The organism is Haliea sp. (assembly GCF_040222615.1).
Classification (GTDB): Bacteria; Pseudomonadota; Gammaproteobacteria; order Pseudomonadales; family Halieaceae; genus Haliea.
The window spans coordinates 1-18,650 of sequence record NZ_JAVKCQ010000003.1 but is presented as its reverse complement, the minus strand read 5'-3'; the positions used below and the strand labels follow the sequence as shown (position 1 = coordinate 18,650).

The 18,650-nt window shown below is 60.3% G+C and carries 18 protein-coding genes, 1 tRNA gene and 1 pseudogene; 9 read left to right on the top strand and 11 right to left on the bottom strand.

The genetic code is table 11. The features are described from left to right. Positions 1–160 precede the first annotated feature (160 nt). The 4 genes from RJQ10_RS00170 to RJQ10_RS19075 all read right to left on the bottom strand — a co-directional run bounded on the left by RJQ10_RS00170 (position 161) and on the right by RJQ10_RS19075 (position 2,482). Positions 161–460 carry a hypothetical protein gene (locus RJQ10_RS00170; RefSeq protein ID WP_350142394.1) on the bottom strand — a complete coding sequence of 100 codons (300 nt, stop codon included), beginning with the start codon at positions 458–460 and terminating at the stop codon, positions 161–163. A 109-nt stretch (positions 461–569) separates the two neighbouring features. Then, the gene (locus RJQ10_RS00165; protein WP_350142392.1) at positions 570–734 is read right to left on the bottom strand and encodes a DUF1328 domain-containing protein; all 165 of its coding nucleotides are present in this window, start codon (positions 732–734) and stop codon (positions 570–572) included. 153 nt (positions 735–887) lie between these two features. Beyond that, entirely contained in the window at positions 888–1,100 is a 213-nt protein-coding gene (locus RJQ10_RS00160; protein WP_350142390.1) for an RNA-binding S4 domain-containing protein, read from the bottom strand. Positions 1,101–1,798: 698 nt separating this feature from the next. Further along, entirely contained in the window at positions 1,799–2,482 is a 684-nt protein-coding gene (locus tag RJQ10_RS19075; protein ID WP_502880196.1) for a hypothetical protein, read from the bottom strand. Here RJQ10_RS19075 and RJQ10_RS19070 point away from each other — a divergent pair. Then, positions 2,459–2,653, top strand: coding sequence for an integrase core domain-containing protein (locus RJQ10_RS19070; RefSeq protein WP_502880197.1), 195 nt, complete (start codon positions 2,459–2,461; stop codon positions 2,651–2,653). The two genes, RJQ10_RS19075 and RJQ10_RS19070, sit on opposite strands and share 24 nt — an antisense overlap. On the opposite strand, the gene RJQ10_RS00145 is transcribed toward RJQ10_RS19070, so the two are convergent. Further along, positions 2,560–3,219: a TetR/AcrR family transcriptional regulator gene (locus RJQ10_RS00145; protein ID WP_350142386.1), complete on the bottom strand. Its 660-nt coding sequence runs from the start codon at positions 3,217–3,219 to the stop codon at positions 2,560–2,562. The genes RJQ10_RS19070 and RJQ10_RS00145 overlap by 94 nt on opposite strands. A 217-nt stretch (positions 3,220–3,436) precedes the next feature. Here RJQ10_RS00145 and RJQ10_RS00140 point away from each other — a divergent pair, with 217 nt between their 5' ends. The 4 genes and pseudogenes from RJQ10_RS00140 (at position 3,437) to RJQ10_RS00125 (ending at position 6,684) form a co-directional block, all read left to right on the top strand. Beyond that, on the top strand, positions 3,437–3,925 hold the full coding sequence (locus RJQ10_RS00140; protein WP_350142384.1) for a YybH family protein: 489 nt from the start codon (positions 3,437–3,439) through the stop codon (positions 3,923–3,925). Between the two features lie 30 nt (positions 3,926–3,955). Beyond that, on the top strand, positions 3,956–5,911 hold the full coding sequence (locus tag RJQ10_RS00135) for an NAD(P)-binding protein (RefSeq protein WP_350142382.1): 1,956 nt from the start codon (positions 3,956–3,958) through the stop codon (positions 5,909–5,911). After that, positions 5,868–6,413 (top strand): annotated as a pseudogene (locus tag RJQ10_RS00130) (sulfatase-like hydrolase/transferase); the annotation flags it as partial. The gene RJQ10_RS00135 and the pseudogene RJQ10_RS00130, both read left to right, overlap by 44 nt. 61 nt (positions 6,414–6,474) lie before the next feature. Continuing rightward, positions 6,475–6,684 carry a hypothetical protein gene (locus tag RJQ10_RS00125; protein ID WP_350142396.1) on the top strand — a complete coding sequence of 70 codons (210 nt, stop codon included), beginning with the start codon at positions 6,475–6,477 and terminating at the stop codon, positions 6,682–6,684. On the opposite strand, the gene RJQ10_RS00120 is transcribed toward RJQ10_RS00125, so the two are convergent. From RJQ10_RS00120 to RJQ10_RS00110, 3 genes are all read right to left on the bottom strand, one after another. Next, complete coding sequence (locus RJQ10_RS00120; protein WP_350142380.1) at positions 6,681–6,902, bottom strand: hypothetical protein; 222 nt, start codon at positions 6,900–6,902, stop codon at positions 6,681–6,683. The two genes, RJQ10_RS00125 and RJQ10_RS00120, sit on opposite strands and share 4 nt — an antisense overlap. An 87-nt stretch (positions 6,903–6,989) precedes the next feature. Beyond that, positions 6,990–7,544 (bottom strand): hypothetical protein, encoded by a 555-nt coding sequence (locus RJQ10_RS00115; protein WP_350142378.1) that lies wholly within the window; start codon positions 7,542–7,544, stop codon positions 6,990–6,992. 172 nt (positions 7,545–7,716) lie between these two features. After that, positions 7,717–7,792 (bottom strand) — tRNA-Asn (locus RJQ10_RS00110). Positions 7,793–8,011: 219 nt separating this feature from the next. Between RJQ10_RS00110 and uvrB the strand changes: the two genes are divergently transcribed. Then, positions 8,012–10,030 carry an excinuclease ABC subunit UvrB gene (gene uvrB, locus RJQ10_RS00105; RefSeq protein WP_350142376.1) on the top strand — a complete coding sequence of 673 codons (2,019 nt, stop codon included), beginning with the start codon at positions 8,012–8,014 and terminating at the stop codon, positions 10,028–10,030. Here the strand turns inward: uvrB and RJQ10_RS00100 are convergent. Beyond that, complete coding sequence (locus RJQ10_RS00100; protein WP_350142374.1) at positions 10,023–12,080, bottom strand: ATP-binding protein; 2,058 nt, start codon at positions 12,078–12,080, stop codon at positions 10,023–10,025. The two genes, uvrB and RJQ10_RS00100, sit on opposite strands and share 8 nt — an antisense overlap. Before the next feature lie 3 nt (positions 12,081–12,083). After that, the gene (gene pdsR, locus RJQ10_RS00095; RefSeq protein ID WP_350142372.1) at positions 12,084–12,776 is read right to left on the bottom strand and encodes a proteobacterial dedicated sortase system response regulator; all 693 of its coding nucleotides are present in this window, start codon (positions 12,774–12,776) and stop codon (positions 12,084–12,086) included. 169 nt (positions 12,777–12,945) lie between these two features. Between pdsR and RJQ10_RS00090 the strand changes: the two genes are divergently transcribed. Together RJQ10_RS00090 and RJQ10_RS00085 are read left to right on the top strand one after the other, a co-directional pair. Further along, positions 12,946–15,117 (top strand): marine proteobacterial sortase target protein, encoded by a 2,172-nt coding sequence (locus RJQ10_RS00090; RefSeq protein WP_350142370.1) that lies wholly within the window; start codon positions 12,946–12,948, stop codon positions 15,115–15,117. After that, positions 15,095–15,703, top strand: coding sequence for a class GN sortase (locus tag RJQ10_RS00085; RefSeq protein WP_350142368.1), 609 nt, complete (start codon positions 15,095–15,097; stop codon positions 15,701–15,703). Before RJQ10_RS00090 ends, RJQ10_RS00085 begins: the two co-directional genes overlap by 23 nt. Here the strand turns inward: RJQ10_RS00085 and RJQ10_RS00080 are convergent. Next, positions 15,652–17,364, bottom strand: coding sequence for a putative bifunctional diguanylate cyclase/phosphodiesterase (locus tag RJQ10_RS00080; protein ID WP_350142366.1), 1,713 nt, complete (start codon positions 17,362–17,364; stop codon positions 15,652–15,654). The genes RJQ10_RS00085 and RJQ10_RS00080 overlap by 52 nt on opposite strands. Positions 17,365–17,631: 267 nt before the next feature. Here RJQ10_RS00080 and RJQ10_RS00075 point away from each other — a divergent pair. Beyond that, positions 17,632–18,650: DUF3667 domain-containing protein (locus RJQ10_RS00075; RefSeq protein ID WP_350142364.1), on the top strand; the 1,019-nt coding region annotated here is incomplete at its 3' end.

Here is an 18,650-nt window from a genome sequence, read left to right as displayed (position 1 = left end):
GAATTGGCGGCGTCAGCGAGGGTTTGAGTATCTGGCTCAGGTCATCACCGGAGTGAAATTCAGAGATGGAATCGAGGTAACAGAATCAAACCAGGCCGCCGCTTGATTCAGGCCCTGAACACCAGATTTGACAATAACTCTCTGGTCGCTGGCACCTGGCCTAGTTCCGTGACAGCAATCTTGCCATCAGCAGGGCCGCGACGAAAGCGAGTCCGAGCGTCGCAAGAGGTTTTTCATGTACGTATTTCTCGAGATCCTGCCCCAACTCGTCTGCCTTGTCCTTGCCCTTGAGGAGTTGCGCTACGGCATCGCTTTTCAGGTCCAGGCCCGCGGCCTCAGCGGCCTGGCGGAAGTGCGCCTGCGCTTCCAGCAAGCTGTGATAGGCGGCGAGCGCAGCCTCCTTGCCAGACTCCAGTTCCTGCTGCTTGTCCTTGCTGCCCTTGTCGGTTGTGCCTGCCACAGATTCTATCTCCTGGTGAATGGGAATGACGGCCGCGCGGACCCACTCGCCCCCAGGGCACGGTGTGTGCGGAAGCGGCGAGCGTGGTTCACTTGCAAGCGGACGCGGTCTACAAGCGTGGACGGCGCCCGGTAATGAAGAAGATCACCGCAAGTATCAGACCCACGACGAACAGAATCCAGGCAATCTGGGTGGCGACACCGGCAATTCCGGTCAGGCCCAGTACCCCCGCAATAATGGCGATAATCAAAAAGATAAAAGCCCAGTAAATCATGACGATTACTCTCCTTTCTGATGGATTATCCGTTGACGACCTGCTGCGCGAACGTCGCCTGTTCAGGTACAGCGTAGTCCATTGCGCAGGACTCTGCATGATTGTGTTGGGTTGATGTTGTACAGAATCAGGGGCGATCGATCCAGTGCCCGGCTACATCCGCCTGACCTCAAGCTGCTCCCCACGGAATTCAATCACATCGCCATGCACGATTTTCTTGCGACGCTGGGTCTCCACGCTGCCATTCACAAGCACCTGGCCGTCCCCGATCACCAGCTTGGCTTCGCCACCGGTGGTCACCAGCCCCTCGAATTTGAGGATCTTGTAGAGCTCAACCGGTTCTTTGTTAATTGCAATGGTTTTCATCAAGAGAGGCCTGGGTGATCGTGGATGCCAATGGTTGCGGGCGAAGTGGCAGTCGCGGAGCATCATCATACCGTAGACTGGCAGCACGTATCGACTTGACAGCATATTTTTCACGATTCTCGCGGCAGCGCGGATTCCAGTTTGCCGCACCTGAACCGAAGCCTCACATCGAATCGAATCATGGGTGTGGAGGCTTGGGTTCCGGCGACCAAAATACAAAGTTGGATCCTGGCAGGTTGTGGAGGAGAGCGGTCGAGGGCCGCTACCGGCCAGAAGCGGATTTCCCTGGATGATGTTGAAGCGGGCAGTGATGATTGGGGCCGGCCGACGAGGCGGACAGCGACGTACCAGCTGGTTCAACAACCGATGTAATGGCAGACGCCCGCGAAATCTGACCTGCTGTTCTAGATTGATCATGACTTGTGAGACATGATTCCCGAGTGCGTAAATTAACAACGGAATGGAGTTGATCGAAGATATCAAGAAGATCCTCGAGGTCACAGTCAGTCGATCAGCTCCGAACCAGAATGGATACGGCGGAGCACAAGCGCCTGGTCATCGGCTTGATCTTCAGCAAGTACATCTCCGATACTTCTCCGCCCGTAGAGCCGAACTCCCCCGGCGAGGTTCTGCTTATCTGAGTAAATCAGTAACACGCCACCCGCAAGCCAATTTGCCGGTTACTGGCGGATATATCTTCAGCTGGGCTCTCCTACGGCGATTGCCAAGCATTGGCGGTAGGTGAGATGAACTACCCGATCCGTCTCGGCACCATCAGGCTCCTTTGTTGAAAGAACGACCATAAGGCCTTCGAGTATTCCCTCCAGGAGAGTGGCCCTGCTTTTGAGCGATGCCTCAGGGATCGAAGGCTGTAACGCGGCAATATATTCGCTCAGCTGATCAATGTGCAGAGAAAACAGATTTCCAAGGATTTTTCCCTCGAAGTTATCCAGCGATCCCAGCAATACCCATAACTGCATAAAGAATTGCCTGGTCTCCCTCTGGGTTATGTCTTGCAAATTGAATTCAAGGACCGCTTTGAATCGCCCAAGTGGGCTTTGCTCCGCTTCCTGTATGCAGCGCCCGGAGGCTCTTCGATATCGCTCGTCCAGTTTCAAGAAAAGCGCCTGCACGAGATCTCCGCGGGTCGGGGTAAGCCAAAACCGATTGTGATGGACAACGGACCGGAAATGACCAGCAAAGCTATGTTTTTCTGGAGTCAGGGAACAGGCGTCTCCTTGCAGTTCATTCAGCCGGGCAAGCCGACCCAGAACGCGTTCGTTGAATCGTTCAACGACCGGTTCAGGGCTGGCTGTTTGAATCAGCACTGATTCCGAGATCTTGCTGACGCGAGGAAAATCCTTGCGGGCTGGCGCGAGCATTACAACGAGGTCAGGCCGCATAGTGCTCTGAACTACCAACCACCCGCTGCTTACGAACAGGCAGCGTACCCATTGGACTATGTCTTTTTTTCGTACTTTTTTTCCAGCCCTGCCATAGTTAAAAGTTGGTCAAAGATGTATCGGTCGAAACCCCTGGAAGTTAAACGCTGAATATCGCCTGATCCGTAGATCACGTGAAGCCCTTCCAGGCATGCCAATATGCTGAATGCCATGTTCTCAAGCTCGGCTTTCTTTTTCGTGGTGTGAATATCGCGGAGTAGCTGGAATAACTGTCCGAAAAAGTGTTCGTACATTGCTCTGCGTGTTTCGGCGGCTTTCCGGTTGTGCGTTGTAAAGCCCCAAAATTGATAGAAGAACCCCTGTACTTCAGGATTCTTGGTGTCCTCTTTGATGTATTCCAGGAATGCCTCAAGTCGTTGCCGGGGGTCGTCTGGAAAGAGTTCGAACTCCTTTCTTAGTTCCTCGTCATAGCCCTCGATGACATGTTGGATCATGGCCTGGAGCAGGGAGTCTTTGCTGGGGAAGTAATAGGCAAGGTTGCCCACGCTGATGCCGAGTTCGTCTGCAACTTTGCGCGTGGACAAGTTGGCAAGACCTTCAGTCACCATAATGTGCTTGGCTGTCTCAAGAATGTCTGAAACTCTCGCCTTGCCACGTTTGCGTACCGCGGTGCCCGCGCGGGATTTTTTCTCGCTGGAGCTGTTGATTTCTATCATAAACAAATATTGGCTCTAAAAAACATACGACTCTGGATTATACGCAATATTCTCCCATTGGAGTGATTGGCGGCGGCTACCCACGAGTTAATGCCTCAAGGTTTTCGAGCAAGCCTGGGAAAATATATCGGGGCAGCTCTTGCAATAATAGGTCGTACGTACTATAAATGCATGATCAATTGAGCTAGCAGATAAACATGTAGTCGAGGAGATACCCATGCCATTCAAAACATCTTTTTTGCAGTTCCCTTACAGAGCCCTGACTGCCTTTGCCCTGGCGCTGATGCCGACTGTCTTCGCCAGTCAGGTCACTGCCGGCGAGTTGGAGGACTTCCAGCAGGCCATACGCGCCAAATACGATATGAAGGAGCAGGCCTTTGCCAGTAATGACCCCGAACCTATCCTGACCCGTTTCTACAGCAGCAGCGTGATATCTACGGGCCCCGATGGCAGCACTCATGTGGGCAGGGAAGAGTTACGCCCCATCTATAATGAGGTGATTGCTAGCACAGTGAGAATTGAGCCGTATAAAAGCTTTGTGCGCGGTGATGCCGGTTGGGATTGGGTCAATTTCCACGTTACACCGCCGCCTGAAGCAGGTGCCGAGCCGTTCACCTTCAAAATGCTGTTCCTCTGGGAGCGCATTGACGGTCAGTGGTGGTCCCACGGTGAGATGTATGTGATGGGCGAGTTCGATACCCACTGAAAGGCACTCATGCGTAGAGGAGGCGTGATCATGAAAGATAAGAATCAGGAAGGCGGTGCTTCCAAGACTGAAATAACTCGCCGGGATTTTGTTGGCGGTACGCTGATCGGCAGCGGTGTTGCACTGCTGGCGGCAAAAGCACCCGGTGCCCTGGCTTCACTCGGTGCAAACACATTGCCGGACTTCAAACTGGGCAATACAATGCCACTGCCGCTTACCGGCCTGGATAAAAGCTGGACGGGCCCCGGCGGCCAGGGCGATTACGCTCCTGCCAACGGCAATACCCATCGGGAAGTGAACGCGGCGCATACTTTGCGTAATGGCGACTTTGCACGGCGCGTGGACGCTGCAGCGGACACTGGAGAACGCTATGACCTGGTGGTAGTCGGCGCGGGATTTGCCGGCTGCACGGCTGCCTATACCTTCCTGAAAGAGCACCCGAAGGCAAAAGTACTGATTCTGGACAACCATGAGATGTTTGGCGGCGAAGCCAGGCAGAATGAGTTTGAAGTGGACGGTTATCGACTGTGGGCGCCCCAGGGCTCTACCGGTGCGGTCTGGCCACTGCAGGCAGCGAAAAAAATCGAGATGTTTTCGTCCCTGTGGGATGAGCTCAAACTACCACAGGAGTTTGAGTGGCAAGAAGCAAAAAATTCCGATTTGAAGATTCCTTACGATAATTATTCGCCCATGCACCTGACCTGGGAGGGGACGGACCTGGGTTGGTACCACGAGGGTCACGGCATGAGCGTGAATCCGTGGCAGAACCGCTTCGCCGATGTACCCATCGATGAGAAGACCAAGAGTGATTTCCTGTGGATGGAAACCTACCGCCAGCCGCCTGAACGGGAGGACTGGGCTCAGTGGCTGGACAGCATGACCTACCAGGATTTTCTCAAGAACGAGATGGGCTTGGATAGCAAGGAGGTGCTGGAGTATCTGCAGCCCTTTGGGGCGGCCATGGGCATGGGCCTGGGCCCGGACGTGATCTCTGCCTACCAGGCGTTCAACTTCCTGCAACCGGGTGTGCTGCAGTATGGCCGGCAACTGGGGATTGGTGATCCCACAGACTATGTTCACCTTGCCCAATGGCCGGGGGGCAATACCGGCACCCTGAGGCATCTGGTCTGGAAATTGATCCCCGATATTTATGGCAAGGTGTCAGGCATTAACGATGTGCTGTCCAATCCCATCGACAGGGACCAGGTCGATCGAAAAGGCAATAGCACCCGTATCCGCCTGGGCTCTCTGGTAGTCAATGTGCGTCACGAAGGCGCCAGCAGCGTGAGGGTGACCTACCTGAATGGCGAGGTTATGGCCCGAGTTTTCGCCGATCGCGTAGTAATGGCGGGGCAGCAGCACCTGAACAAGCGCGTAGTGACCGATTTGCCCGCCAGTTACCGGGAAGCGATGGATCAGTTTATGCACGCGCCCATGATGATGGTGAATGTGGCCCTGACGAACTGGCGTTTCATGGATAGGATGGGCGTGGCCTCAGTACGTTGGTTTGGCGATGAACTGGGGTGGTTTACTACCCTGCGCCGGCAGATGATTCTGGATGGTGAGGAGCCCATGCCACTGGATCCAGACAAGCCAACCGTGCTTACTATGTACAACTCCTTCTGCATACCAGGCCTGCCCATAGAACAACAGACCGTGGCGGCGCGAATGAAAATGTTCGGTATGAGCTACGCCGATATCGAGAAACAGGTGATCGACCAGTTCACCAAGATGTTTGCGCCGGGTGGATTCGATGCAGAGCGGGATATCGCCGGCATCATCGTCAATCGACAGGGCCATGCCTACGCGGCAACACCGCCAGGGTTCTTCTTTGGGAAAGACGGCAAGCCAACTGCATCAGACGTCATCCGCAAGCCCCACGGGCGCATAGCATTTGCCCATGCTGAGCTGATGGGTATGCAGATGTGGGAGGGAGCGGTACATGAGGGCGAGCGAGCGGGCCACCAGGTGGCAGGCATGGCTTAGGCCCGGACGTGCCACAACCTGGATCCGAGTTACTAATGTGACTATTCAATTGTGTCGAGATTCTACTCGTTTTTACTTGCTTCTTACGATTGCCTTGCTAGCCGCGCCGACGTGGTCTGAGCCATCGAAACCGTCCCGCCCCAAATTCCTGCTGGTTCTTCTGGACGATGCGGGCTTCAGTGACTTTGGAGTATTTGGCAGTGAAATCAGGACACCTACCATCGATGCCCTGGCCGAGGGCGGTATGGTGTTCACGGAGTTTCATGGGGCTCCAATCTGCTCACCTACTCGGGCCATGTTGTTATCCGGTGTCGATAGTCACTTGGCGGGCCTCGGTAGTATGTACGAGGAACTGGCTCCCAACCAAGTGGGTAAGCCAGGGTATTAGGGTTATCTCAACTTCTCTGTAGCCGCGCTACCCGAGGTATTCCAGGAAGCAGGTTATAACACCTGTATGACCGGCAAGTGGCACCTTGGGCTAACACCAGAAACCGGGCCCGCAGCGAGGGGTTTTCGACCGCTCCTTTGCGATGTTACAAGGAGGGGTGGGTGCTTTCGGGAACATGATGGCGATGGTCGGGCCCGGCAAAGCAATGTATGTCGAGGACGGGGAAATGCTGGAGGAATTGCCCGGCGATTTCTACACCACAGCATTCTATACGGGCAAACCGATAAGCTACCTTCAGGGAGGGGAAGCGAGTGGACGTCCTTTCTTTGCCTATCTGGCTTACACTGCGCCGCACTGGCGGCTGCAAGCGCCAGCTAACAATTAGCGCTTGTTTTTTTCATCACGACGAGCCCTTTTGGTCAGCGGCCTGCCGTCTGCACCAACAGTACTCTTCGGTTTCTCGCCCTTGGCAGTCTTGGACGCCCGGCTAAGAATAATCAGGCTCAGAGTTTCCTGATCCCGCAATTTGATCGCGTTCTTTTCCAGGGTATCCAGCTCTTCAAAGCTGTACACGTCGTTCTTGAGCTTCTCTATTCTGTTCATATTACGCTCGATCGAGGGCTGTTAGCTGTAACGGTCGCAACCTGATCTGACAGCTATCCGTCCGATCAGGCTTGCCCGACTGATTGATCAAGCCGCCGCCGACTCTTCCTTAGTCTCGCTTTCAGGCGCATCGGTAACTTCAGCCTCAGACTCAGCGACCTTCGCTTCCAGCTCAGCGACTTTCCGCTGCAATTCCGCGTTCTCTTTCTTTGTCTCGCTGAGGGTCTTCTGCAGCAGGTCGGCGGCGCTGGTCTTCTCGGCCAGCTTTTTCTTGCTCGCGTCGAGATTCTTCTTCATGCGCACCGGGTCGAATTGCGTGAGGGTCTTGTTCTCCTCGCGCACTGCCGCCAGGTCTTTTTGCAAGGTCTTTATCCGCTGCTTGAGCTCGGCGATTTCCGCCACCAGTCTTTCACTGCGATTGTGCAGCTCGCGGGCGCGCTGCTCGGCCTTCTGGCTGTCTGTCGCCTTGCCGGTCAGCTCGGTGATGGTCTCGAGTTGCTTGTCGATGGCGGCCTGGAGTTCTGACTCCCGGGCGCTGAGGCGGTCGATCTCGGCGGTCTTGGTATCAAGCTGTTCCTGGTACTGGGCGCGGAGATTGCTCTCCAGTTCCATGATGGCTTCAAGCTTATTGGCTGTGAGCATAGTATCCTTGTCTGTTGTTTGGTTAGGTGAGTGACTGACGTCAGTTCAGGGGTGGTTGCCCTTCGTCCCGGTTGTGCCTGCAGGCTCCCGGCCCGCTCGTCGCCTGCCCACTTCCAGACAGACCAAAAAAAAGGGGCTACATCACTGTAACCCCTTGATTTATATCTTAATATGGCTCCGCCTGCTGGGCTCGAACCAGCGACCCATTGATTAACAGTCAATTGCTCTACCAACTGAGCTAAGGCGGAATGGTGTTAACCGAGGTCGCGTATATTAATGACGAGCCCGGGGCAGGTCAACAGTGCAGCAGGTATTTTTCGCAAGCAATGTACCGGTGCCCCGCGCAGCAGTATGAGCACGCCAATCGGTCGCCAGCGGGCTGCAGGGCAGGGTGCGGTCCGCGGCTGCATTTCCGGGCTCACTGCACCATAATACGCGGTTGTTTGCAGAGAGCGGGTCTTTGGTTCATGTCGAAGCAGTTCAAGGTTCATTCCAGCTACTCCCCGGCGGGAGACCAGCCCAAAGCCATTCGTGAACTGGTGGAGGGCATCAATGCTGGCCTGGCGTCGCAGATTCTGCTGGGCGTGACCGGCTCGGGCAAGACCTTCACCATGGCCCACGTGGTGGAACAGTTGCAGCGGCCGACCATTGTCATGGCGCATAACAAGACCCTGGCCGCGCAGCTCTATGGCGAGTTCAAGGAGTTCTTTCCGGACAACGCCGTGGAGTACTTCGTCTCCTACTATGACTACTATCAGCCCGAAGCCTATGTGCCGTCCTCCGATACCTTTATCGAGAAGGACGCGTCGGTAAACGAGCACATCGAGCAGATGCGCCTGTCGGCCACCAAGGCCCTGCTGGAACGGGAGGACTGCCTGGTGGTAGCGACGGTGTCGGCGATCTACGGCCTGGGGGATCCGAAATCCTATTTCAAGATGATCCTGCACCTGTCCCGCGGTGAGATGATAGACCAGCGCCAGGTGCTGCGGCATCTCGCGGAACTGCAGTACACCCGCAACGACGTCGACTTCCACCGCGGCACCTACCGGGTGCGCGGGGATGTCATCGATATTTTCCCGGCCGATTCCGAACACGAAGCGGTGCGGGTGGAACTGTTCGACGAGGAAATAGAAAGCATCTATTTCTTTGACCCCCTGACCGGCGCTGTCGAGCGCAAGGTGCCGCGGGTAACGATCTTCCCCAAGAGCCACTATGTGACGACCCGGGATGTGATGCTGGACGCGGTCACCCAGATTGAGGTGGAGCTGGAGCAGCGGGTAAAGCAGCTCAAGGACAACGACAAGCTGGTCGAGGCCCAGCGCCTGCAGCAGCGCACCCGCTATGATGTGGAGATGATCCGCGAGCTCGGTTATTGCAACGGGGTGGAGAACTATTCCCGCTACCTGTCCGGTCGCGCTTCCGGCGAGCCACCGCCGACCCTGTTTGAATATCTGCCGGACAATGCTCTGGTCATCGTCGACGAATCCCACGCCACCATTCCGCAGATCGGCGGCATGTATCGCGGTGATCGCTCACGCAAGGAGACGCTGGTGGAATACGGCTTCCGCCTGCCCTCCGCGCTGGACAACCGGCCCCTGCGGTTCGAGGAGTGGGAGCAGCTGGTGCCCCAGGCAGTATTTGTCTCGGCCACACCGGGTCCCTATGAGCTAGAGCATGCGGGGAGGACGGTGGAGCAGGTGGTGCGCCCCACGGGTCTGATCGATCCGGAGCTGGAGGTGCGCCCGGCGAGCAGCCAGGTGGACGATCTCCTGCAGGAAATTCACAAGAACGTGGCTCTCGGCGAGCGGGTGCTGGTCACCACCCTGACCAAGCGCATGGCGGAGGACCTCACCGAGTACCTGGCCGAGCACGGGATCAAGGTGCGTTACCTGCACTCGGATATAGAAACCGTGGAGCGGGTAGAGATCATCCGCGATCTGCGCCTGGGCGAATTTGATGTCCTGGTGGGTATAAACCTGCTGCGCGAGGGCCTGGACATGCCCGAGGTGTCGCTGGTGGCGATCCTGGACGCGGACAAGGAGGGTTTCCTGCGCTCGGACCGCTCCCTGATCCAGACCATCGGCAGGGCGGCCCGGAATCTCAACGGTCGCGCAATTCTCTACGCGGACAAGATTACCGGTTCCATGGAGCGGGCGATGGCGGAGACCGCCCGCCGGCGGGAGAAGCAGGTGGCCTACAATCTGCAGCACGGAATTACGCCGGTCGGCGTATTCAAGTCGGTGCAGGACATCATGGAAGGCGCCCGGCGCATGCCTACCAAAGGCAGGGCAAAGGGCCGCAAGGTGGCCGAGGAGTCACTGGCCTACAGCACCGAAGTCGCGCAGCTCAGCCCCGCGGCCCTGTCTCGCAAGCTGCAACAGATGGAAGTGAAAATGCAGGAACACGCCCGCAACCTGGAGTTCGAGCAGGCCGCCGCCCTGCGGGATCAGCTGGCGGAGTTGCGCCAGCTGGCGTTTCTCACCTAGCGCCAGGCAGGATCAGGGTGAATACGGCGCCCTTGCCATCTTCGCGGTTGTCCGCGTGGACGCTGCCGTGATGGTAATCCGCCACCAGCTTGACGATGTAGAGCCCCAGTCCCAGGTGAACCGAGTCGGCGGCTGTGCGCCGCCGCAGGGATACCATGGCGGCGAACAGGCGCCCCTGCATGTCTGCGGGCAGGGACGGGCCGGTGTTGCTGACAGCCAGCGCCCAGCCCTGTTCACGGGGTGTCAGGCTGATCACGATGTCGCTCCCCGCCGGGGCGAAAGACGCGGCGTTTTCGACCAGTTTGTCCAGCGCCTGCACCAGCAGGTCGGCGGCGCCGAGGATACAGGCGGGGCCGGGCGGGCAGTGGAGTACCAGCCTGTGCTCGGTATAGACACCGCGGTAGGCGGCAGCGACTTCCTGCAGCAGTGACACCAGATTCAACGAAGTGTGCTCGCGCTGAGCAATGCTTTCCTCGAGCCGGCTGGCCTCGGTCATGGCATTGAGGATATGGCTGAGCCGGTCCAGGCCCTGTCGGGCGCGGCTGACATAGACGCTGTCGCCGGGACCGCCATTCCCTGAGCCGAGATTGTCCAGTGATGACTGGATGACTGCGATCGGAGTGCGCAATTCGTGTGACAGCTTGTGGCTGAGGGTGCGCAGGTATTCATTGTAGGCATGCACTTCAGCCAGCAGGCGGGCATAGCTGCGGGACAGGTCACCGATCTCATCCCGGGCGCGGCTGCGGGGAAAGTGAGCCAACTCCATGCCCTGGTTACCCATCACCCGGTCTGCGGCCCGGCTGAGCTTGCGGATGCGCCAGGACAGCAGGCTGGCGAAACCCAGCAGCCCCAGGGTGGCCATACCCAGCGCAAGTACGCTGTAGCCGAGGAGACGGCTGAAGGCGCGATCGGTCAGGGACAGATACTGTTCGCTGCCCTGTTGCACGACCACGGCGCCGATAACAGTACTGCGATCGCTGATCGGCGCAGCTGCGGACAGCGTCCTGCGCCCCGGCGTTCCGGTGCCATACCAGCGCTGCTCCCGGTGACCGGCGAGGGCGGCGGCGATTTCCGCGCCGCCGAGGGTGCCGGTGACGGCCGGTTCCGGCAGCTTGGGCAGCGCCGGCTCCGCGAGAATGCGGCGGTATAAAGCCCGCAGCAACCAGAAGGTCGTCGGTCCTGCGCTGTTATCCGTGCTGGCCGCGATGACGGTGGCGAGTAGCCTGCCGTGACGGTCGATAACCCGCAGCTGCTGCCCGCCGGAGGCGAAACGGGCCAGCTGTGTGGTGAGTTCCACCGGCGGGTAGATTAACCAGGGTGGCGCGGCCTGGTCCACGGGGCCGGTATTGCCGGCTGTTCGCCAGCCGCTGCTGCGATGGTCGGCGACATCAATGGCGTACAAGCCCAGGCGCCCGCCGGTGAGCGCCAGTGGCAGCGCCAGCTCGATAGCATAGCCATCCGCAGTATCCTGCCAGTATCCTCTGATCCGGCGCGCATCGGCGCCGGGGTGACGCCTGCCCGCATACTGGGCAGTCACGCTGCCCGGCGCGGGCGTGGCAATCACATATTCCTGGCGTCGGCCGTCCAGCCAGGTGACCAGGATCAGCCGGTCACCATTGGGTTCCGGACTCAATCCCGGATCGTGATAGGTGACGCTGCGATCGTGGATCTGCAGCATCAGGTACAACGTTTCTTCGCGGACGCCGGCGCGGTAGCGCAAGCTTGGGGAGCGGGTGTCGATGTTTTCGAACGAGCCCTGGATGACATCGGGCCAGCCGTCTTCGTAGCCGTCCAGCAGCGGGTCCAGTTCCAGGATCGGGGCATAGATTGAGCCGTCCAGGTCATCGGCAGAGCGCCTGCGCTCAAGGTGGGGGTAGAGCACCCGGGGCTGATCCGTGAGGCTGGCGGCGATGGCGTCAGCGGTGGCAGCGATCGCCCGACCCTGACCCTCGCGCAGGGCACCTTCCATTTCCCGCAGGAACTGGCAACCCGCCCAGGGCAGGGTGAGCAGGAGCAGGCTGACCAGGATCAGCTGGCGGCGCAGGCTCAAGTGTCAGTCCCCACGCCACCGATAGCCCATGCCGTAGGCGGTTTCAATGGCGCTGAAGGTTGCATCGAGGCTCTCGAACTTGCGCCGGATACGCTTGACGTGGGAGGTGATGGTGTTGTCATCCAGAACCACGTTGGCGCTCTCCATCAACTGTTGTCTGTTCTTGACGTGGCCGGGGTGGCGCGCAAGGGTGTGCACCATCCAGAATTCAGTGACCGTGAGCGGTACTGGCTGCTCCCGCCAGTGCGCTGTCATTCGCTCCACGTTCAGGCTCAGCGGTCCCTGCGCGATCACATGCTCACGCAGTTCCGGTACCCGCAGCGCGCGGACCCGACGGAACAGGGCGACGATGCGCGCGAGCATGTGCGCCTGGCTGATGCTTTTGGTGAGATAGTCGTCGGCGCCCAGGCGCAGCCCCGAGATGATGTCCAGCTCACTGTCCCTGGCGGTCAGGAACACAATGGGCAGTTCCGGCGACTGGCTGCGCAGTTCGCGGCAGAGGTCGAAACCGCCCTCGATATCGTCACCCAGCCCTATGTCAATAATGGCGAGATCCGGCAACTGGCGCAGGAAGGCGGCGCTGGCGCTGTGTCGGTCGCGGTGCACGGAGACGCGGAAACCCCGGCGCTGGAGGGCATCCCGGTAATTCTCCGCCAATGCGGGTTCGTCTTCGACAATGGCAATATGATGGGGCATTCAGGAAGTTACCAGGGCCCGGAAAGCGGTCATGGTTCCAGAATCCCGTGTCGCACTCAAGCGGTAGCCACAATTCGCCATGATTGCGCAGGGTCCTGCCACAGTTGCGCCACCGGATTGCCAGCCTGGCAGGCTTCAATACTCCCGACTTTAGTTGCGGGAGATCGCCGTGTGCACTATCAGATACAAGACCCGATTCATCCCTTGCCTGGCACTGTCAGCGCCCGGCCTGTGGTTGTGCTTTCGACTGCTGCCGGTAGTCACCGCTTGCTTGCTGGTTGTCACTCTGCTGGATGCCAGCGTGGCGCGGGCGGCAAGCGAGGAACCGGGAGCGGGGCAGTTGCTGTTGCACAGCCCGGGTATGGCGCCGGTGCCAGCGGTGATGCAGCGCAGCGCCGTACAGATCAGTGTTGCCGGCATGGTGGCGGTGGTTACCCTGGAGCAGCGCTTCCGCAACGACAGCGGGCACTGGGCGGAAGGGGTCTACGCCTTTCCGCTGCCAGGCCAGGCGGCGGTTCGCAGCATGGAAATACAGGTAGGTGAGCGCCGGATACTGGGGGAGATCCGCGAACGGCAGGAAGCCCTGGCGATCTACACGGCGGCCCGGGATGCGGGCCGTAAAACCAGTCTGGTGACGCAGCAGCGGCCAAACCTGTTCAGCAATCGCATTGCCAACCTCGCCCCTGGCGAGACAGTCGCAGTGCGACTGGAGTTCGTGCAGCCGGTTACTTACAGCGAGGGGGTGTTCAGTCTGCGGCTGCCCATGACCCTGACCCGGCGCTATATCCCTGGCCGGCCCCTGGCTGGCAATGCCGAAGCAGCCGTCCAACTGCCGATACCGGAATATCTGGCGCATGCCTTCGCGACCGACGAAGTGCCGGATGCGCCGCTGCTGGCGAGCTGGCAGCATTCCCGGGTGGGTTCCGATGCCGCACCGCTGAATCCGCTGACCGTTGCCGTACGGCTGGATGCCGGTCTGCCACTGGCCCGTGTCGACAGCCCCTACCATCAGATGCAGCTGCGCCGGGAGGGCAATCGCTACCACCTTGAGCTGGCCCGGGGGCCCAGCGAGATGGATAGGGACTTCGTGCTGAACTGGGAGCCGGCCATCGGCAGTCAGCCGCAGGCGGCGCTGTTTACCGAGGAGGTGGCAGGTGAGCACTACGGATTGCTGTTGCTGATGCCGCCGTCACTGGCGCCGAGGGATGCGACTATCCGTCCCCGGGAACTGGTTTTTGTCGTCGATACCTCGGGTTCCATGGGCGGTGTGCCCATGCAGCAGTTGCGACAGAGTCTGGTGGCGGCGCTGGACGGGCTGCGCCCCGGGGACAGCTTCAACATCATAGCCTTCGATCAGGGCTATCGAACGCTGTTTACCCATGCCAGGCCAGTGAATCAGCTGGCGCTGCAGCAGGCCCGGGTATTCATCGGCGCGCTGCGCGCTGCGGGGGGTACCGAGATGTTGCCGCCCCTGCGGCGGGCCCTGGCGCTGCCGGCCACGGGTGACAGCGGCGGCCGGCTGCGGCAGGTAGTGTTCATGACTGATGGCGCGGTGGGCAATGAACAAACGATCCTGGACGCCATTGCCGCGGAGCTGGGGGACAGCCGCTTGTTTACGATAGGCATCGGCTCCGCGCCCAACAGCTGGTTCCTGCGCAAGGCGGCGCAACTGGGCCGGGGCCGCCATCTGCACATCGGCGACCAGACTGAAGTCAGCGCCAGGGTCGCTGCCCTGCTGGACTATCTGTCGCTGCCGTTGGTGACCGGGATTACGGTCGACTGGCCGCAGGCCGTGGTCGACGCCGGCGGTCCGGTTCCCGATCTTTACGCGGGTGCGCCGTTGTTGCGGCTGGTGCGCTTTAACGTGCCGCCGCAGTCAGGTGTGATCGAGGTCTCGGGGGAGCTGGCAGGAGAGTCCTGGCGGCGAATGGTGGAACTGGGCACTGCTGGCGACGCCGCGGGCGATGCGGCCGGGGTAGCCAGCTTGTGGGCGCGTGAGCGAATCGAACAGCTGCTCGACCAGCGCTATCAGGGCGTGCCCGAGGATAGCGTGCGCGATCAGGTACTTGAGCTTGCCCTGGGGCACCACCTCCTCAGCCCCTACACCAGCTTCGTTGCCGTCGAGCAGCGGCAGTCTCGTCCTCCGGGATTGCCGCTGCAATCTGCGGTAGTGCCCGGAACGCGGCCTCGCGGCCAGGCCCCGCAGGTATTCGCCTATCCGCAAACGGCCACTACCGCTGCCGCCAGGTTTTTCCTGGGCTGTCTGTTGCTGTTCATCGCCTTGCTGTTCTGGGTCATGCGCGGGCCGGAGGTGGACCATGTACCCGACACGCAGGGCTAGTCGGGGGCGCCGCGCTGCGCTGGCAGGACTGGTGCTGCTGGCTGTCTGGCAGCTGGCGCAGGCGGGTTGGATTCACGCCAAGGCGACACTGGCCCAGCAGCTGCTTGCCCGGGCCTGGCGGGAGTCCGCCGCCAGTGGCGTGCCAACCAGGCCCTGGCCCTGGGCGGACACCTGGCCGGTCGCCCGCTTGCAGGTGCCGGCGCTGCTGCTGGATCAGTATGTCCTGGCGGGAACCAGTGGCCAGGCGCTGGCCTTCGGGCCGGGAAGGCATGATGCATTCACCGGAGGCACCGGTTACTGGACCGTGCTGGCGGGACATCGCGATACCCACTTCAGCTTTCTCGAGCTGCTCAAGCCCGGGATGGCGCTGCTTCTGGAGTTGCCCGGTGGTGAGCCGCGGGAGTACCGGGTGCAGGCGGCGCGGGTGGTGGACAGCCGCCTCGAGTTTCTGGAGCCACCGCCGGTGGACCGGCCTCACCTGCTACTGGTCACCTGCTACCCCTTCGCCGGTACGGCGACCAATGGCCCGCTGCGTTACGTGGTCGCTGCGAGTGCGGTTTCGCCGCCGAGCAGTGTGCCCAGCTGATCGGCGGAGAGCGGCTGACTGAAGTAAAAACCCTGGCCGAAAATGTCGCCCTGTCCGCGGATAAAATCCGCCTGGGCTGCGCTTTCGATGCCCTTTGCGACCACCTTGAGTCCCAGGGCGCGGCCCATGGCGATGACGGTATTGGTGATGTTCGTCCGCTCCTCGTCATCGGGGATATGATGCATGAAAGCGGGGTCTATTTTCAGCGTGCTGACCGGCAGTCGGCGGAGGAATTCCAGAGCCGCAAAGCCCGCGCCGAAGTCGTCGACGGCGACGCCCACTCCCAGGTCGATGATGGCGCGCAGTCGCTCCATGGCATTGGGTCGGCTGCTGAGCAGGGCAATCTCCTTGATCTCGACTTGTAACATGCACGCTTGCAACCTGTATTCCGCCAGCGCCGCGGCGAGATCCTGCGGGAAGTTGCCGCCGTTCAGCGAGTGTATGCTCAGGTTGATGCTCACCTGGCCGGGCGCGAGTCCCTGGTCCAGCCAATGACGCAGCTGTTTACAGGCAGCCCGGAGTGACCAGACGTCCAGGCGTCGCGCCAGGCCCGCCTGCTCGGCCAGGGAGACAAACCTGCTCGGCGGGACACTGGTGGAATCCGGGCTGGTCCAGCGGGCCAGCGCCTCGTAGCCCACTGGCCTGCCGGTCACGAAATCGACCTGGGGGTGGTAGACCTGGGTCAGCGCGTCGTTGTCCAGGGCCTCTCGCAGGGCATCCACCATGGCCATATGCTCCATGGCAGCCTCGGTCATGTCCGCGGTATAAAAGCGCCAGTCGTTGCGCCCGCCCTGTTTGGCGCGGTACATCGCCGTGTCCGCGAATCCCAGCAGCTGGGAGGAGGTATCAGCATCGTCCGGGTAGATGCTTATCCCGATACTGCAACTGAGGAGAATTTCCGTGTCCTGAATGTGGAAGGGGCTGCAGATGCCGTCCATCAGCTTGCAGGCGACTGCTGACGCGTCATCGGTGTTCTCCAGGTCATCAAGCACCACGACAAATTCGTCGCCGCCCATCCTGGCCAGAATATCACTGTCCCTGAGGGCGGTTTGCAGGCGCCGGGCTGCCTGTTTCAACAGTTCGTCCCCCGCGGCGTGACCAAGGCTGTCGTTGACGTCCTTGAAACGGTCGAGGTCGATGAACATTATTGCCAGGCGCTTGCGATTGCGCCTGGCGGTGCGAATGCTGCGCTCCAGCAGGTTGTCGAGCATGGAGCGGTTCGCGAGCCCGGTGAGCGAATCGTAGTGGGCGACGGCTTCCAGGCGCAGGCGGGCGTCATGCAGCTCGGTGATGTTGCGCACCAGGCAGACCAGCTGGCGTTGGTCGCGGATGGGGACGATTCGCGCCTCGTACCAGGGCGTGCTCTGGCGGATTGGCAGCTGGTACTCCAGGGTGACGAGTTCGCCGGATGCGGTTGCCCGTGCCACCGCTGCAGTGAATCTGGCTGCGACGTCCGCGGGAAGTACTTCACCCATGCGCCTGCCGAGAAAGTGCTCCGGTGGTACATAGAGCTCGGCGGACTGCGAGCCGCGGAAATCGCGGATCGTACCATCGCGATCAATCATGAAGTACAGATCCGGCATGGCCTCGAACAGTGCCGCCAGGAATTCTGCCTGGCCGTGCTGCTCCGGGAGCTCTTCGCTTGGCGGTACCCTGCTCACTGCTGGCAACCCCGCTGCAGGTGGTTTGTCATGGCAGGGTGGTCAGGTTGTTGCGCGTCGCCGCCTCATCCAGGGCAGCATGGCCCACGCTGGCGTGCGTGACAGCCAGCAGGGCAACGAGTAACCACGTGCTCATGTGCACTCCCATTGATGACAGTCTCACGGCTGACTATAGCGCACTCCACCGGCTACCGCTGCCCCTCAACGCGCCTTTCCCAGCAGTGTTCTGATCGTGTACGCTATGGTGCAAAGCAGGGGGGTGGCAAGGTGAGGGAGGAGCCTGTCGGCACACAGTTGCAGTGCCAGAACTGCGGGGCCCACCTGGCCGGTCCCTATTGCCACCACTGTGGGCAGGAGGCCCGCCCGGCGGTCCTGTTTTTCGGCACTCTGGCGCTGGAGTTTCTGCGGGAGACGATCAGCCTGGATTCGCGTGTCATGCGCACCCTGCTGGCCTTGCTCGGGCGCCCCGGATTGCTGACCAATGCCTACCTGCGCGGGCAGCGCAAACGTTATGTGCCGCCATTGCGCCTGTTTCTCTTTACCAGCCTGGTTTGCATCTTCGCGATCTGGTTGCTCAATGTCACCGGTGAGCGGGAGTTGATCGTAGGCCCCGGCGAGCTGGCCACCGAGAACGGCGAGCTGGCCCCCGAGCAGCGGCAGCAGATTCTGGAGCGTATCTCGGGAGTCGAGCTGGAGCAACTCGAGCCAGCCGAGCGCGCCGAGCTGGAGGCGCGTCTGGCGCGGCTGGAAAATGCGCTGGAGGGCGGCGATCCGGACCCATCTGTTGCGGAAGCGGGAAATGCGGATCCGGCGGCGCCCGGAATCGTGAACGTCACGTATACCGAGGAGGGTTTGTCGCTCGAGCTGCCCGGGGTGTCAGAGGAGGACACCCGCAAACTGGAGGCTCGGCTGGAGAAGAGCGTCGACAAGATCCGCAGCGACCCCAATGACTTCGCCAACGATGTGCTGGAAAACGTACCACAAGCCACGTTGCTGTTGGTGCCGCTGTTTGCCCTGCTGATGAAACTGGCCTATCTCTTCAGCGGTCGCTACTACGTGGAGCACCTGATTCACGCCCTGTACGGCCATGCCTTTTTGTTCCTGGCGGTGTTGCTGATGGTGGGGCTGGATATAGGTGATACCAGGGTGTCGGCATCCGCGAGCAGCTCCCTGCAGTGGCTGGGCCATCTGCTGGGCTTGCTGGAGGTCCTGCTGTCGTTCTGGGTGCCGGCCTATTTTCTGCTGTCGCTGCGCGTGGTCTACGGCCAATCCTGGGGCATGACCCT

Bases quoted from the DNA above. Each gene is read 5' to 3' on its own strand.
- RJQ10_RS00145 (WP_350142386.1), bottom strand. From the start codon at position 3,219: ATGATAGAAATCAACAGCTCCAGCGAGAAAAAATCCCGCGCGGGCACC.
- RJQ10_RS00120 (WP_350142380.1), bottom strand. From the start codon at position 6,902: ATGAACAGAATAGAGAAGCTCAAGAACGACGTGTACAGCTTTGAAGAG.
- pdsR (WP_350142372.1), bottom strand. From the start codon at position 12,776: ATGCCCCATCATATTGCCATTGTCGAAGACGAACCCGCATTGGCGGAG.
- RJQ10_RS00140 (WP_350142384.1), top strand. From the start codon at position 3,437: ATGCCATTCAAAACATCTTTTTTGCAGTTCCCTTACAGAGCCCTGACT.
- uvrB (WP_350142376.1), top strand. From the start codon at position 8,012: ATGTCGAAGCAGTTCAAGGTTCATTCCAGCTACTCCCCGGCGGGAGAC.
- RJQ10_RS00125 (WP_350142396.1), top strand. From the start codon at position 6,475: ATGATGGCGATGGTCGGGCCCGGCAAAGCAATGTATGTCGAGGACGGG.
- RJQ10_RS19075 (WP_502880196.1), bottom strand. From the start codon at position 2,482: ATGCTCGCGCCAGCCCGCAAGGATTTTCCTCGCGTCAGCAAGATCTCG.
- RJQ10_RS00115 (WP_350142378.1), bottom strand. From the start codon at position 7,544: ATGCTCACAGCCAATAAGCTTGAAGCCATCATGGAACTGGAGAGCAAT.
- RJQ10_RS00135 (WP_350142382.1), top strand. From the start codon at position 3,956: ATGAAAGATAAGAATCAGGAAGGCGGTGCTTCCAAGACTGAAATAACT.
- RJQ10_RS00160 (WP_350142390.1), bottom strand. From the start codon at position 1,100: ATGAAAACCATTGCAATTAACAAAGAACCGGTTGAGCTCTACAAGATC.
- RJQ10_RS00165 (WP_350142392.1), bottom strand. From the start codon at position 734: ATGATTTACTGGGCTTTTATCTTTTTGATTATCGCCATTATTGCGGGG.
- RJQ10_RS00085 (WP_350142368.1), top strand. From the start codon at position 15,095: ATGTACCCGACACGCAGGGCTAGTCGGGGGCGCCGCGCTGCGCTGGCA.